Genomic DNA, 13,596 nt, shown 5'->3' on the forward strand with positions numbered 1-13,596 from the left:
CGGCCGCTAGATTGTCCGGACAACACAACGGGCACATCCATGGACCGCGACGTCGAACAATTCGAACGGCTGGAAACCGAGCTCTTCAACGCCATGGGCGAGGCCGAACGGAGGGGCCTTGCCTCCGGCGAAGGCCAGTTCGCCTTCCGCCGCGCCATGACGGCACTGGACCTGCTCGCCGAAGAGCGGACGGCAGGGATCTATGACACACTGGCTGCCGATCCGCTGACCCGTGACTATGTCACTCATCTGGACGGGCAGCTGCGCGGTCTGTCGGCGCGCATCGACATTCACCGCACGCGGATCGAGCTCGGCCTGTTGACGGGCCGCGGCGATATCGCCGGCCTCAACATGTCGCTGGCCCGTCTTGTCCGCCAGCTGAAGGCCCGCTTTCGCCGCGAGGCCGCGCTGATGCCGGTCTATGCCGGCTGGCTCGGCCGCCAGACCGAGACCGCCGCCCGCGCCTGACCGCCCCTCACCGCCATGAAAAACGGGCCGGCACTCCCCCAAGGGCACCGGCCCGTCCATCCCCACCCGCTTGTCCGGGCGCGCCCCGCGGCAGGGGACGTCTGGTTTGCCTGTCCGGCTAGCCCGCGGCGCGAACCCCGTCCACATCGAGCTGGTATTCGCGGACCTTGCGGTAAAGCGTGGACCGGCCGACGCCGAGACGGCGCGCAACCTCGCTCATCCGGCCCGCATAGGTCTCGATGGCGAACTCGATGAGATCGCGTTCGATATCCTCGAGCGAGCGCAGATTGCCCGCCTCGTCCATGATCTCGATCGGTCCCAGATCGCCGTGCTGGTCCGCCGCCATGCCGGCGACATCGCTGGCCAGGCTTTCCGCCGCCGCCGGCGTAGACGCGATATCCGGCGACAGGCCGGAAATCTGCGGGAAGTCCTCGGGCTTGAGGTAGTCTCCGTCGGAGAGCACTACGGCCCGGAAGACCGCATTTTCCAGCTGGCGCACATTGCCGGGCCAGTCGTAACTGGACAGCAGGGCATGCGTCTCCGGCGCCGCATCCAGGATCGACTTGTTCTCCTGGGCGTTGAAGCGGCCGATGAAATGGCGCACCAGCGCCGGGATATCGTCCTTGCGGGCCTTCAGCGAGGGCACTTCGATCGGGAAGACATTCAGGCGATAGAACAGGTCCTCGCGGAATTGTCCCTGGGCCACCTGTTCGGCCAGATCCCGATTGGTCGCGGAAATGATACGCACATTGACCTTCACCGGGCGTTTGGAACCGACCGGGTCGACTTCGCCCTCCTGCAGCGCCCGCAGCAGCTTCACCTGCATGTCCAGCGGCAGCTCGCCGATCTCGTCCAGGAAGAGCGTGCCACCATCGGCTTCCTGGAACTTGCCCATATGCTTGCCCACGGCACCGGTGAACGAGCCCTTCTCGTGACCGAAAAGGGTCGATTCCACCAGATTTTCCGGGATTGCGCCGCAATTGACTGCGACGAAGGGGCCGCCGGCGCGCTTGGACGCCGCCATGATCGAACCGGCGACGAGCTCCTTGCCGACGCCGCTTTCTCCGGTGATCAGGATCGGAATGTCCGACTGCGCCGCACGCTCGCCCAGGCGCACCACCTGCTTCATGGCCGGCGCACCGGCGATCATGTCGGCAAAGCCCAGCTTGTTCGTCGCCTTCTTGGACAGGCGCTGCACTTCGCCGGACAGGTTCTGCACCTTCAGTGCATTGCGGATCGACACCGCGATGCGTTCGGGCGAGGCGGGCTTGACGAAGAAGTCGACGGCTCCGGCCCGCATGGCCGACACCACCGTCTCGATCCCCCCGCTCGCCGTCAGCACGATCACCGGAATGTCCAGCTGCTTGCGCTGGAGCGCTTCGAGCGTCTCCATTCCGTCCATGCCGGGCATGATCAGATCCAGCAGCATGACATCGATCCCCGGAGATGCCACGCGATCCAGGGCCGCCTCGCCACTCTCCGCGGTCTCGGCCTTGTAGCCCTGTTTCTCGATCACCGCCTGGAGAAGGCGGCGTTGCGTCGGATCGTCATCGACGATCAGAACAGATTTCACCATCACCCACGCCTTTTCGGTCGCCTTGTTATTCCGCCGGGTCTTTTGACCTCGCCACCTTGCGGTGGGGCGTCTATGCGCACCGTTATGGGACACTCTTCTAAATTTGACGTTTAAGCCCCGGCAACGACCGGTTAAGCATAACGCGCGGCCCGCCGGTCACGCCGCCGGAGATTGACGCAGCCCAGGTCCGGGGCTAGCGCTTGATCATGAGCCAAAAAGCCGCCGCCTCCCCGCGCCCGCCCGCCCCTCTCATTCAGTTCGCCGGCGAGAAACCGCCTGCACCGGACTGGTTTGTCCAGGCACTCGACACGCCGTGCGAACGCGGTTCGGTCGATGTCGAAGGCGCCAATGTAGTGTGGAAGGCTTGGGGTGAACGCGGCCAGCCCGGCCTGGTGCTGGTGCATGGCGGGGTCGCACACAAGGACTGGTGGGACAGTATCGGTCCCTTCCTGGCTCCTACCCGCCGGGTCGTGGCGCTCGATCTTTCCGGAATGGGCGACAGCGATCATCGCGAGCGCTATGTCATGGAGACCTACGCATGCGAGGTGATTGCGGCCGGTCAGGCCGGCGGCGCCTTCGACGCGGGCAAGCCCTTCATCGTCGGTCATTCCTTCGGCGGCTTTGTGTCGCTGGCCCTGGGTATGGAGTTCGGAGAGCAAGTGCGCGGCGTCGGCGTCCTGGACAGCCCGGTCCGCCCGCCGGAAGAACAGCGGCGCTCCTCCCCGCCCAGCCGCGGCGGAACGGTGTATCCGACCTTCCGCGCCGCGATGGAGCGCTTCCGGCTGCTGCCGGAACAGCCCTGCGCCAACGCCTTCCTGCTGGACCATATAGCGCGCAAAAGCCTGAAACAGGCCCGGCGTCCCGACGGTACAGACGGCTGGACCTGGAAGTTCGATCCCCGCCTGTGGGACAAGCTGGACTATAATCGCCCGCCGCCCGCCCAACTGGTCGGCGCGCTGAAGACCCGCGTCGCGCTCTTCCGCGGCGCCCAGTCGCGCCTGGTCACGGACGAGATCTGGTCCTATATGCGCGACACGTTCGGACCGGACACCACGATGGTCTCGATCCCGGATGCCCAGCACCACCTCATTCTCGACCAGCCCATCGCCGTAGCTGCGGCGCTGGAAGTCCTCACCGGGCCGGGCTGGGGCGTGTGATCCCTATTCGGGATGGGAATCGAGTTCGCGGGCGACATCCGACGGGATATCGGCGGGACGCGATGTAAAAGACCTGCGCAGCGCGCCGAAAATACCGGCCAGCACGATAAGGCCCAGCCAGACGCCCCCGATCTGCAAGGCCCGGTTCCACAGCGGATCCAGCACGCCGAAATCGCGATAGGCGAGCGCCACCAGCGCACCGTAGACGCCCAGCGCCACAACGGCCGACCAGAGTGCAAAGGGAATCTTCATCGCGACGCCTCCCAACATCCCGTCGCATCCTAGAGACGTACTCGCCCGGTCGCCAGCCGCAGGATGCACCCCGGCGGCGATTTTCCGCGCTGCCGCGGCAGACAAGTCACAGCGGCCGGGAATCCGCGGCAGTCGGGCATCTTGGCGGGGCGGGCGACCCATGCTATCCGCTCACCCGCACATCGCGAATTGACGACAAGGGATTGCAGCAATGGCGGCTGATCACGTTCGTGGCGAGATGGATATCGCCCAGCACAAGTCCACGTTCGACGGCTTCATTTCGGTTTCGGTCTGGAGCTCGCTCCTGACCGGCGTCACCGTGCTCTATCTCACGCTCGTTTTCGCAGCCGGCTTCAACTGGATGGCCTCCCTCATCGCCGTCGCCCTCGTCGGCATTCTCGCCGGTCTGGCGCTGCGGATGAAGATGTCCTGGTATGTCACCGTGGCGGGCCTGTTCGTATTCGGCCTGATCAGCGGCGGAATCGCCCAGCTCTTCTCGATCGCCCTGGCAGGCTGATCCGGCGCCGCACGCCGGCCGATATCGCACCGCACAAAGATTTTTTCCGACAGGGCTTCCCCTGCCGGGGGAATTCGCGCATCCTCGCCGCAAAACAGCCATAAGCGGCGGGACGAAATGCGAATTGCCATTCTGAAAGAACGACATGCGGGCGAGACCCGCGTGGCGGCCACTCCCGAAACGGTCAGGAAATTCGTCGGCGGCGGACATGAAGTTCGTGTCGAGAAGGGCGCGGGTCTCACCGCGGCCATTCCCGACGACGCCTTTGCCGACGCCGGCGCTGCGATGGGCACGGCGGCGGCCACGCTGAAAGGCGCCGATGCCCTGTTTGCCGTGCGCATGCCGGACGAGGCGACCCTGGCCAGGCTCAAGGGTATGCTGCTGGTCGCCCACCTGGAACCGCACGGCAATCGCGAGCGGGCCGAAGCCCTGGCCAAGGCCGGGATCGACGCACTGGCGATGGAGTTCGTGCCGCGCATCACCCGGGCACAGGCGATGGACGCGCTGTCCTCCCAGGCCAATCTGGCCGGTTATCGCGGTGTCATCGAGGCCGCCCAGATCTATGGCCGGGCCTTTCCGATGATGATGACGGCCGCAGGCACGGTTGCACCCGCCAAGGCCTTCGTCATGGGCGCCGGCGTGGCGGGCCTCCAGGCCATCGCCACCGCGCGCCGCCTCGGCGCCGTGGTCTCGGCCACCGACGTCCGCCCGGCCGCCAAGGAACAGGTGGCTTCGCTGGGCGCGAAATTCGTTGCGGTCGAGGATGAGGAATTCAGGGAGGCCGAGACAGCCGGCGGCTATGCCAAGGAAATGTCCAGTGAATACCAGGCCAAACAGGCCGAGCTGATCGCCAGCCATATCGCCAAGCAGGACATTGTGGTCACCACCGCCCTCATCCCGGGCCGTCCGGCACCGAAGCTCGTCACAAAGGCGATGGTGGAGACGATGCGCCCCGGATCGGTCATCGTCGATCTGGCCGCACCCAATGGCGGCAATTGCGAACTGACCCGGGCCGACGAGATCGTCGAGCACAACGGTGTGAAGATTGCCGGCTATGCCAACCTGCCCGGCCGCCTCGCAGCGGATTCCTCGGCGCTCTATGCCAAGAACCTGGCCAATCTCCTGCCCCTGCTCGTCGGCGAAGACGGCGCCAAGGCGCCGCACTGGGACGACGAGGTGATCCAGGGCATGGCGCTGACCCGGGATGGCGCGGTGGTGCATCCGAGCCTGACGAAAGAGGACGCATAGTCATGGAAGTTGTTGATCCCGTTATCTTCCGCCTGGCCATTTTCGTGCTGGCGGTGTTTGTCGGCTACTACGTCGTGTGGTCCGTCACCCCGGCCCTGCATACGCCGCTGATGGCCGTCACCAACGCCATTTCCTCGGTCATCATCGTCGGCGCCCTGCTGGCCGCCACGGCCACGGCGACCTCGGGCGGCGGTGACCCCAATGGCGCCGGCTTTTCGCGCGGTCTGGGCGCCATCGCCATCATCCTGGCCAGCGTGAACATATTTGGCGGCTTCCTCGTCACCCAGCGCATGCTGGCGATGTACAAGAAGAAGGAGCGCTAAGGCATGTCCGCCAATCTCGCTGCCCTTCTCTATCTCGTCTCCGGCATTCTCTTCATCCTGGCCCTCAGGGGCCTGTCGAGCCCGGAAACCGCCCGCCGCGGCAACCTCTTCGGCATGGCCGGCATGGCCATCGCGATTGTCACCACGCTCCTGGCCGTCGATCTGGACGGGGCGTCCATCGCCCTGATCGTCGGCGGCATCGCCATCGGCGGCGGTATCGGCGCAGTGATCGCCCGGCGCATTCCGATGACGGCGATGCCCCAGCTTGTGGCCGCCTTCCACTCCCTGGTCGGCATGGCCGCCGTGCTGGTCGCCGCGGCTGCGCTCTACGCCCCCGGCGCCTTCCACATCGCCGACGAGCTGGGCAATCTGAAACACCTTTCCCTGTTCGAGCTCTCCATGGGCACGGCGATCGGCGCCATCACCTTTTCCGGTTCGGTGATTGCCTTCGCCAAGCTGAACGGGAACATGTCGGGCGCGCCCATCATCCTGCCCGCGCGGCATCTTCTGAACATCGCCATCGGCGTCTTCATCGCGGTGATGATCGCCTTCCTGATGGCCTCGGCCGGCGAAGCGAAACTGGCCTTCTGGCTGATCACACTGGCCGCCTTCGTCCTGGGCGTCACCCTGATCATCCCCATTGGCGGCGCCGACATGCCCGTCGTGGTGTCGATGCTGAACTCCTATTCCGGCTGGGCCGCCGCTGCGCTGGGCTTCACGCTGGAGAACACGGCCCTTCTGGTCACCGGCGCTCTCGTCGGTTCCTCCGGTGCGATCCTGTCCTACATCATGTGCAAGGGCATGAACCGCTCCTTCATCTCGGTGATCCTGGGCGGGTTCGGCGAGGACGGGTCCGCCGCGGCCGACGAGGGCCCCAAGGGCAATGTCAAACAGGGATCCGCCGAAGACGCCGCATTCGTCATGAAGAATGCCGGCAAGGTCATCATCGTGCCCGGCTATGGCATGGCCGTCGCCCAGGCCCAGCACGCGGTCAAGGAAATGGCCGACGTCCTCAAGGACGAGGGCGTGGACGTGGCCTATGCCATCCACCCGGTGGCCGGCCGCATGCCCGGCCACATGAATGTCCTGCTGGCCGAGGCCCAGGTGCCCTATGACGAGGTGTTCGAGCTGGAGGACATCAATTCCGCCTTCTCCAACGCCGACGTCGCCTTCGTGATCGGCGCCAACGACGTCACCAATCCGGCCGCCGAGGACGATCCGGGATCGCCGATCTACGGCATGCCGGTTCTGCAGGTGTGGAAGGCGCGCACAGTCTTCTTCGTCAAGCGTTCTCTGGGTTCGGGCTATGCCGGCGTGGAGAACCCGCTCTTCTTCCGCGACAACACGATGATGCTGCTGGGCGACGCCAAGAAGATGGCCGAGAGCGTCATCAAGGCGCTGGACTGACAGCCGCGACATCGTGACGGCTTCCCTGCACCGCGCCCGCGGCCTACCTCTGGCCGGCCGGTTGCAGGGAGGCCGCAATGACGACGTGGGTGGGCTGGTTCTGTTTTTGCGTTCTCGGGGCCACGGCAGCGCTGCATGCATACTGGGCGCTGGGCGGCCTCTGGCCGGCCGCTGCTGAACCGGATCTGGTGAAGACGGTCATCGGTGCCGATCACGACCGGATGCCGGCGGCGGGGCTCACGCTCCTGGTTGCGTTCCTCATCTTCACCGCCGGCGTCTTCGCCTTTGCCCGTGGAGTGCTGGACTGGGATTCGCGGCTCTTTCTGCGTATTCCCCTGGCCGGGCTTGCAGCGATTTTCCTGCTGCGGGGCACCGCCAGCTATCTTCCCGGACCCTTCGCCCGGTCGGTTGAACCCTTCGCAACGCTGAACGCCCTTTATTTTTCGCCGCTCATTCTCCTGCTCGGGCTGGGTTTTGCCTATCTGGCCCTTGCACCCCGTTCCTGATCCAGTCAGGCCGCGTTCAGGTGTCTTGCACCACAATGCCGGCATGCTCGCGCTGCTCGCCGCCCTTGCCGGCAACCCGATTGCCGAAGACTGCACCTGGAACGGGATACCGCTCTATGGCGAGGTGGAGATCGTGGAGAGTTTTCCGGACATCCGGGTTCAGGTCGTAGAGAGCTTCCCCGATCTGAAAGTGAAAACGGTGGAGAGCTTCCCGGATATGTGCGGAGAATGGGAGATCGTCACCAGCTTCCCGGATTTCACGGTCGAATTCGTCGAGAGCTTTCCCGACATCAAGATCCGTTTCGTCGACAGTTTTCCGGGCCTGCCCTGATCAGGCGATGCCGGCTACACCCCGATAGACATAGCCGGAGAATTTCGGCGTTTTCGGCGTGTAGCTGGCCTCCAGCCGGTCGATTCTGAAACCGGCCTCTCCGATCAGCCGGTCCATCGGCCGGGTCAGGTGACAACCGCCGCCGATCCGCTTCCAGATCGGTTCGAGCCGCCGCTGCCATTTTACCACGCCGGGATCGGGGGCCAGCCCGTGTTCCAGAAAGACCAGCTTGCCGCCGGGCTTCAGTACACGCCGCATCTCCGCCAGCGCGGCAGAATGGTCGGGTATGGTGCAGAGCGTGAAGGTCAGCAGGACGGTGTCGACCGTTGCGTCCTCCAGCGGCAGGGCTTCGCCAGCCGCATCGAGCAGTTCCACCGGGATGGCCTGGCGTACGATCGCCCGATCGGCCTTGGTGCGCATCCCCCTGGACGGTTCCACACCGATCACCCGCGACACCTTGCCCGCATCGTAATAGGGCAGGTTCGTGCCCGAACCGAGACCGACTTCCAGGACCACACCCCCGGCCTCGGGAACGATGGCCCGGCGATGCTTGAGAATCGGCCGGGCTCCGCAGGCACAGTCGATCAGGTTGGGCAGGATGCGTTCGCCGTAAAATCCCATCACCGGTCCCGCTGGAAGTGGAATTCGACAGTCCGCGCCATGCCGTCGGACCCGCGCATGTCGAGATAGGCGCGGAATGCGTCATCGCCGTCGCGCTCCAGCACAAGGCCGCCGAATTCCGTGCGTCCCCCATCGGCCGCCTCGAACGGGAAGGTGACCTGCTCGTTCTGCGTTTCCCAGCCCGTGAAGTCGCGATTGAAATGCTTGACGTGATAGCCGAACCGGCCGCCGGCCGTTCCGATCATCAACATCTCGGAAAACTGGAGCTCGCCATGCGCGGAATACTGGAAGGCGCCGACCAGCTCGCCGCTGGCGGTGCGCATCCAGCATTCCGACATCTCGCCCTCGAAGCCGGGGCCGGACCAGCAGCCTTCCATCCATGCAAGACCGTCGAGTGCAGCCGCGTCCTCGTTCTCGCCCGCCGCTTCAGCCGGCTGCATCGCCACCAGCGCGGCTGCCGACAAAACCGATACGATCATGTCTTTCTCCTCCTGCCCTATACAATGCAAGATTGACACGGGCACAGCTTCGGGCAAGACGCAGTTCATGTCTTGCGAAATCTTGCCGGTCTGCGAGGTGCGGGCCATTCTCGAACGGGGCGCTGTCTTCGAACGCCTGCGTGAATTCGATCCGAGATGGGTGGGCTCCACGCCGCTCGACATTCACGGCCCCGGAGCCGACGCCGACATCGCCTGCAGCGCCGGGCCCGACCTGGCGCGCTTCAGGACCGCACTGCGCGACACCTTCTTCGCCGAAGGCGCCGAAGTTGCGGACAATATACACGCCGGCGAACCCTCCGTCATTGCACGCCTGGAACTCGAGGGCATGCCGGTGGAGATTTTCGGCCGCGCCCGGCCAGTCGAAACCCATGAAAGCTACATCCACTGGTATGCCGAGCACAGATTGCTGACGCTCGCCGAGGATCGCCTGAGACGCGATGTCCGCGATGCAAAAGCTTCCGGGCTGAAGACCGAACCGGCCTTCGCCGCCGTGCTGGGCCTGGGCGGCGATCCTTTCGTGGAAATCCTGAAACTCGCCTCGCCATCGGACACGGCCCTGTGCCAGCTGATCGACCGTGCCGGCTATAGGCCCCGCTAGCCTACCGCGCCGGGGCCGGGGTCGTCGCCTGCCCGGAACCAGCCGGTGATCGATATCCGCCCACCCCTGGCATAGGAGGCCACCTGTGTGACGAGGTGCGGCTGGGGCACGCGAAAGACCGACAGCGTATTGCAGCGCGGCACGAAGCTGTGGGTCACCGCGCCGGCCGTATCGAGAAACTGCAGCTGACCACCCCACTCCGCCTTCCAGTCCGAGCTCAGGCTGAGCACATAGGCGGCAATGCGATTACCCTTGTCGACACTGTCATCGTGCTCGGTCAGGAAATGTCCTGCCCTGTAGCGTGTCAGCTGGGCATCGACAAAGCCTATATCCGGCGCGTCCAGCAATTCGCGCATGGGATCGAGGAAAGCGTCGCTGTTGAGAAACTCGAACATGTCTGCCAGTGCCGGTGCTTCCTGGCGCAACGTGCCGGCATGCCATTTCCCGTACAGCGGATAGGCGTCGTAGAGATATTGGAACCCCTCGCGCGCACCGGCGACGACATGCCGCTCGAATTCGGCCCGGCGCCCCGGATCGAGCATCTCCATTTCCGCCGCGTCCAGCATGACGTGCCGGCCGCCCAGCCGTGTCACCAGCATCCAGCCCGGCACCGTCTCCACTCCGGACAGCACGGACCGCAGCCGCTTGCGCGGCAACAGACCGGGCAGCTGGACACGGGTCAGGCTGCGATATTCGTCCCGGCGGGCCGGAACATCGATGGAAACAGGCAGACTCATACGCGGAAATCCGGGTTTGAGCCCTCCTTAGCAGCGCCCGGAAAAAGCGCGCGTTTCGGTTCCATGAAATTGCTGTCATGCAGGGGCGGGGCGTCGCTTCAGGCACAGCCTGCGCAGCGCGGGGAGGCCGGATCGATCTCAAGCCGCCTGGCTTCGATCGCCTCGCCGCATTCGGTGCACCAGCCATACTCGCCGTCGTCGAGGCGCTGCAGCGCCGCATCGATACGCCGGACCTCCTGCAACCGGCGCACATCGGCGGCCTGGGCCATGGCCTGCACCTGAAGTGAATCCTGACGCGACAGGCGCCCCACCGACTGCTGGTCGAGCTCGACAGGCCGGCGGTCTTCCCGGCCGGATCGCGACAACTCCAGTAGTTCGGCCTTGAGGGCCGTCAGCCGTTCGCGGACATTTTCAGCGTCTGTTCCCATGGGCACATAGTGTCCTCCGGCACCGAGTATCGGTGTATCGCCCTGCACCACCAAGCGGCCGGCACAGCGGCCGGTGCAAGGGGGGACACCGCGCTGAGGAATACCGGTGGATTGCGCGGTCTTGCCTGTCTAGTGTCGCTACCGAAAAGCGGGAGGGGCCCACATGTCCGATACAATACTCGCGCTCAACGGCGTGTCGAAATCCTTTGGCGGAAAGCCCGCCGTACGCGAAGTCAGCTTTTCCGTCGAACGCGGACAGATCACCGGCTTCCTCGGACCGAACGGCGCCGGCAAGACGACCAGCCTGCGTATGGCGCTGGGCATTCTCACACCCGACAGCGGTACGGTTGCCCTGTTCGGCGGGCGGCCGCGCGCCGCGGCGCTCGACCGGGTCGGTTTCCTGCCGGAGGAGCGCGGCATCTACCGCAAGATGAAGGTGATCGACGTGATCGTCTTCTTTGCCCGCCTCAAGGGCGTCGGCCCCGCCATCGCCCGCGAACGCGGGCTTGCCATGCTGGAGGAATTCGGCCTGGCCGATGTCGCCCAGTCCAAGGTCAAGGAATTGTCCAAGGGCATGGCGCAGAAGGTGCAGATCATCTCCACCCTGGTGCACGAGCCCGAATTCATCATTCTCGACGAACCCTTCTCCGGCCTCGATCCGGTCAACCAGTCGGCACTCGAACAGGTCGTCCGAAAACAAGCCCAGGCCGGCCGCACCATCCTGTTCTCGACCCATGTGATGGAGCACGCGGAACGCCTGTGCGACAAGATCGTGCTCATCGCCAAGGGCCGGAAGGCCTTCGACGGCACCGTTGCTTCGGCCCTGTCACAGGTTCCACGCCGGGTGATGCTGGAGATTGCGTCCGACCATGACCTTGCCCAGGTCCTCGCCGGAATGGGCAATCTTCACCGTGAAGAGCAGGACGGACGCTCGGTCTGGATCGTCGACCTGGCGGCCGGCTCGGACGCCCAGGACGTGCTGAAAGCCTGCGTCGACGCCGATGTGAAGCTGACCCGGTTCGAACCGGTGCGGGCCCACCTGCACGACGCCTTTGTCCATCTGGTCGGCCGCGATGCCGAGACCCCGAGCGAGCCGGAGACCGTCTGATGCGTGCCATCTATCTTATCGCCCGCCGCGAATTCCTGTCCTACGTCGCCACCTGGGGCTTCTGGCTCTCCCTGCTCTCGGTGCCCATGTTCATGGCGCTCGGCTTCGGCATGCCGATCCTCATCGAAAACTCCCAGCCCACCCGCTACTACGTGCTGGTCGACGAGACCGGCGGCTCGCTGGAACAGGCCGTTTATGAACAGATGGACCGTGCCCGGGAGGAACAGCTCGAACGCGCCCGCGAAGTCGCCTCGGAAATGCTCGGCGACAATCCGCAGGTCCAGGCCGCGCTGGAAAGCTCGATGCAGCTGGAAGACGACCGCTATATCCGCATCGAGGCAGAGACCACCGATCTGGATGCGTTGCGCCCCTATCTCACGGGCGACCGGGAACTGGACACCCAGGACGGGCCGCAGCCGCTGTTCGCCGCGATCTATCTCAGCGAACCCTCGCCCGGCGATGTCGATATCGAATACTGGAGCGCCAATCTGACCGATGGTGGCCTGCGCTCGACCATCCGCAGCGCCCTGCGCGATCACATGCAATTGCAGCGGCTAATCGAGGGCGGGGTCGATCCGGACCTGATTGCCGCGGCCGACGATCTCGCGCCCACCGTACGCGAACTCAATCCCGAGCGCAGCGCCGAGGCGGCCGAGGTGACCGAAGGTGAACGCCTGCCGATCTATGTCGGGGTCGCCACGGCCTTTGGCCTGTGGGTCGTCATCTTCTCGGTTGTGAACATGCTGCTGACCGCGATGATCGAGGAGAAGGGCAACAAGGTACTCGAAATGATGCTCGCCTCCTCGCGGCATCACGAAATCCTGGTCGGCAAACTCCTCGGCGTGGCGGCCGTGTCCTTCACGCTGTTGCTGTTCTGGGGCGGCCTGGCGTCGCTGGGCGGGTTCGCGGTGCAACAGGTCATGGCGGCAGCCGACATTCCGGCTGCCGAGATCATGGCAACCCTGTTCGACCCCGGCCTCATCGGTCCGGCGATCGGGTATTTCATCGTCGGCTATCTGATGTATGGCGCCATCTTCCTGGCTGTGGGTTCGCTGTGCGACACACTGCAGGACGCCCAGTCGCTGATGAGCCCGATCATGCTGGTGATGATGGTGCCGCTCTTCCTGGTGATGATCGCCATCGACGCGCCCGATTCGCCCGTCGTCGCCATCGCCAGCTGGGTGCCGATCTGGACGCCCTTCATCATGCTGGTCCGCCTGCCCCAGGATATCGGCATGTTCGACGTGATGGGGACCACGCTCGCAATGGTCGCCATGGCCATCGCCGTGATCTGGGCATCCGGTGCCATGTTCCGCATGGGCGCCCTCAACCAGGCCAACCAGGACACGGTGAAAAACTGGTTCAAGTTCGGGAAGAAGAAGACAGCGGCAAACTAGCCGGCGGCATCCGTGCAAAACGAAAACGCCGCGCCCTTTCGGACGCGGCGTTTTTGCGTAACAGCTTGGAGTCTGGCGACCCTAGCGGCGACCACCACGCTTCGCGATGAGGCCTTCGCGCTGTGCCCGCTTGCGGGCCAGCTTGCGCGCACGGCGAATGGCTTCAGCCTTTTGGCGAGCCTTCTTCTCCGACGGCTTTTCATAATGATTGCGGCGCTTCATCTCGCGGAAAGTGCCTTCCCGCTGCATCTTCTTTTTCAGCGCGCGGAGCGCTTGCTCCACATTATTGTCGCGCACAACGATCTGTACGATGGCTCTCTCTCCATTATCTGGACGCAAGGACCATCCTCACGCCGCTAGTTCGCCAGAGGCGCGGCTACTACCAGAGCTGCGACGCCGTGTCCACTCTGTCAGCGCACACG

General features: G+C 64.9%; 18 protein-coding genes. 11 read left to right on the forward strand and 7 right to left on the reverse strand.

All coding sequences use genetic code 11. The features are described 5' to 3' along the window. The first annotated feature begins 39 nt into the window (after positions 1-39). The gene (locus tag Q1U94_RS01030) at positions 40-468 is read left to right on the forward strand and encodes a hypothetical protein (protein WP_300541017.1); all 429 of its coding nucleotides are present in this window, start codon (positions 40-42) and stop codon (positions 466-468) included. 118 nt (positions 469-586) lie between these two features. Here Q1U94_RS01030 and Q1U94_RS01035 read toward each other — a convergent pair whose 3' ends face one another. Continuing rightward, entirely contained in the window at positions 587-2,044 is a 1,458-nt protein-coding gene (locus Q1U94_RS01035; RefSeq protein WP_300541019.1) for a sigma-54 dependent transcriptional regulator, read from the reverse strand. 206 nt (positions 2,045-2,250) lie between these two features. On the opposite strand from Q1U94_RS01035, the gene Q1U94_RS01040 reads away from it, so the two are divergent. Beyond that, positions 2,251-3,201 carry an alpha/beta hydrolase gene (locus Q1U94_RS01040; RefSeq protein WP_300541021.1) on the forward strand — a complete coding sequence of 317 codons (951 nt, stop codon included), beginning with the start codon at positions 2,251-2,253 and terminating at the stop codon, positions 3,199-3,201. 3 nt (positions 3,202-3,204) lie between these two features. Here Q1U94_RS01040 and Q1U94_RS01045 read toward each other — a convergent pair whose 3' ends face one another. Further along, positions 3,205-3,453: a hypothetical protein gene (locus Q1U94_RS01045; protein ID WP_300541023.1), complete on the reverse strand. Its 249-nt coding sequence runs from the start codon at positions 3,451-3,453 to the stop codon at positions 3,205-3,207. A gap of 211 nt (positions 3,454-3,664) precedes the next feature. On the opposite strand from Q1U94_RS01045, the gene Q1U94_RS01050 reads away from it, so the two are divergent. From Q1U94_RS01050 to Q1U94_RS01075, 6 genes are all read left to right on the forward strand, one after another. Then, a complete protein-coding gene (locus tag Q1U94_RS01050) occupies positions 3,665-3,970 on the forward strand; it encodes an aa3-type cytochrome c oxidase subunit IV (RefSeq protein WP_300541025.1) in 306 nt (101 codons plus the stop codon). Between the two features lie 117 nt (positions 3,971-4,087). Further along, entirely contained in the window at positions 4,088-5,218 is a 1,131-nt protein-coding gene (locus Q1U94_RS01055) for a Re/Si-specific NAD(P)(+) transhydrogenase subunit alpha (protein WP_300541027.1), read from the forward strand. Between the two features lie 2 nt (positions 5,219-5,220). Then, entirely contained in the window at positions 5,221-5,541 is a 321-nt protein-coding gene (locus Q1U94_RS01060; RefSeq protein ID WP_300541029.1) for a proton-translocating transhydrogenase family protein, read from the forward strand. Positions 5,542-5,544: 3 nt separating this feature from the next. Further along, the gene (locus Q1U94_RS01065) at positions 5,545-6,948 is read left to right on the forward strand and encodes an NAD(P)(+) transhydrogenase (Re/Si-specific) subunit beta (RefSeq protein WP_300541031.1); all 1,404 of its coding nucleotides are present in this window, start codon (positions 5,545-5,547) and stop codon (positions 6,946-6,948) included. 77 nt (positions 6,949-7,025) lie between these two features. Beyond that, complete coding sequence (locus Q1U94_RS01070; RefSeq protein ID WP_300541033.1) at positions 7,026-7,454, forward strand: DUF3995 domain-containing protein; 429 nt, start codon at positions 7,026-7,028, stop codon at positions 7,452-7,454. Between the two features lie 43 nt (positions 7,455-7,497). Beyond that, entirely contained in the window at positions 7,498-7,785 is a 288-nt protein-coding gene (locus tag Q1U94_RS01075) for a hypothetical protein (RefSeq protein WP_300541035.1), read from the forward strand. On the opposite strand, the gene Q1U94_RS01080 is transcribed toward Q1U94_RS01075, so the two are convergent. Together Q1U94_RS01080 and Q1U94_RS01085 are read right to left on the reverse strand one after the other, a co-directional pair. Beyond that, positions 7,786-8,406 carry a class I SAM-dependent methyltransferase gene (locus tag Q1U94_RS01080; protein WP_300541037.1) on the reverse strand — a complete coding sequence of 207 codons (621 nt, stop codon included), beginning with the start codon at positions 8,404-8,406 and terminating at the stop codon, positions 7,786-7,788. Beyond that, positions 8,406-8,885 carry a DUF6265 family protein gene (locus tag Q1U94_RS01085; protein WP_300541038.1) on the reverse strand — a complete coding sequence of 160 codons (480 nt, stop codon included), beginning with the start codon at positions 8,883-8,885 and terminating at the stop codon, positions 8,406-8,408. Before Q1U94_RS01085 ends, Q1U94_RS01080 begins: the two co-directional genes overlap by 1 nt. Before the next feature lie 67 nt (positions 8,886-8,952). On the opposite strand from Q1U94_RS01085, the gene Q1U94_RS01090 reads away from it, so the two are divergent. Next, on the forward strand, positions 8,953-9,504 hold the full coding sequence (locus tag Q1U94_RS01090; RefSeq protein WP_300541040.1) for a DUF4269 domain-containing protein: 552 nt from the start codon (positions 8,953-8,955) through the stop codon (positions 9,502-9,504). On the opposite strand, the gene Q1U94_RS01095 is transcribed toward Q1U94_RS01090, so the two are convergent. Together Q1U94_RS01095 and Q1U94_RS01100 are read right to left on the reverse strand one after the other, a co-directional pair. Next, on the reverse strand, positions 9,501-10,241 hold the full coding sequence (locus Q1U94_RS01095) for a 2OG-Fe(II) oxygenase family protein (RefSeq protein ID WP_300541042.1): 741 nt from the start codon (positions 10,239-10,241) through the stop codon (positions 9,501-9,503). The genes Q1U94_RS01090 and Q1U94_RS01095 overlap by 4 nt on opposite strands. Positions 10,242-10,339: 98 nt before the next feature. After that, positions 10,340-10,669 carry a TraR/DksA C4-type zinc finger protein gene (locus Q1U94_RS01100; protein WP_300541044.1) on the reverse strand — a complete coding sequence of 110 codons (330 nt, stop codon included), beginning with the start codon at positions 10,667-10,669 and terminating at the stop codon, positions 10,340-10,342. A gap of 163 nt (positions 10,670-10,832) precedes the next feature. Between Q1U94_RS01100 and Q1U94_RS01105 the strand changes: the two genes are divergently transcribed. Beyond that, the gene (locus Q1U94_RS01105; RefSeq protein WP_300541046.1) at positions 10,833-11,777 is read left to right on the forward strand and encodes an ATP-binding cassette domain-containing protein; all 945 of its coding nucleotides are present in this window, start codon (positions 10,833-10,835) and stop codon (positions 11,775-11,777) included. Beyond that, a complete protein-coding gene (locus Q1U94_RS01110; RefSeq protein ID WP_300541048.1) occupies positions 11,777-13,174 on the forward strand; it encodes an ABC transporter permease in 1,398 nt (465 codons plus the stop codon). The genes Q1U94_RS01105 and Q1U94_RS01110 overlap by 1 nt, the downstream gene beginning before the upstream one ends. An 81-nt stretch (positions 13,175-13,255) precedes the next feature. Here Q1U94_RS01110 and rpsU read toward each other — a convergent pair whose 3' ends face one another. Continuing rightward, positions 13,256-13,513, reverse strand: a complete 258-nt coding sequence (gene rpsU / locus Q1U94_RS01115; protein WP_366917239.1) for a 30S ribosomal protein S21 — start codon at positions 13,511-13,513, stop codon at positions 13,256-13,258. Positions 13,514-13,596 lie beyond the last annotated feature (83 nt).

This window comes from Maricaulis sp. (assembly GCF_030149515.1).
Lineage (GTDB): Bacteria > Pseudomonadota > Alphaproteobacteria > Caulobacterales > Maricaulaceae > Maricaulis.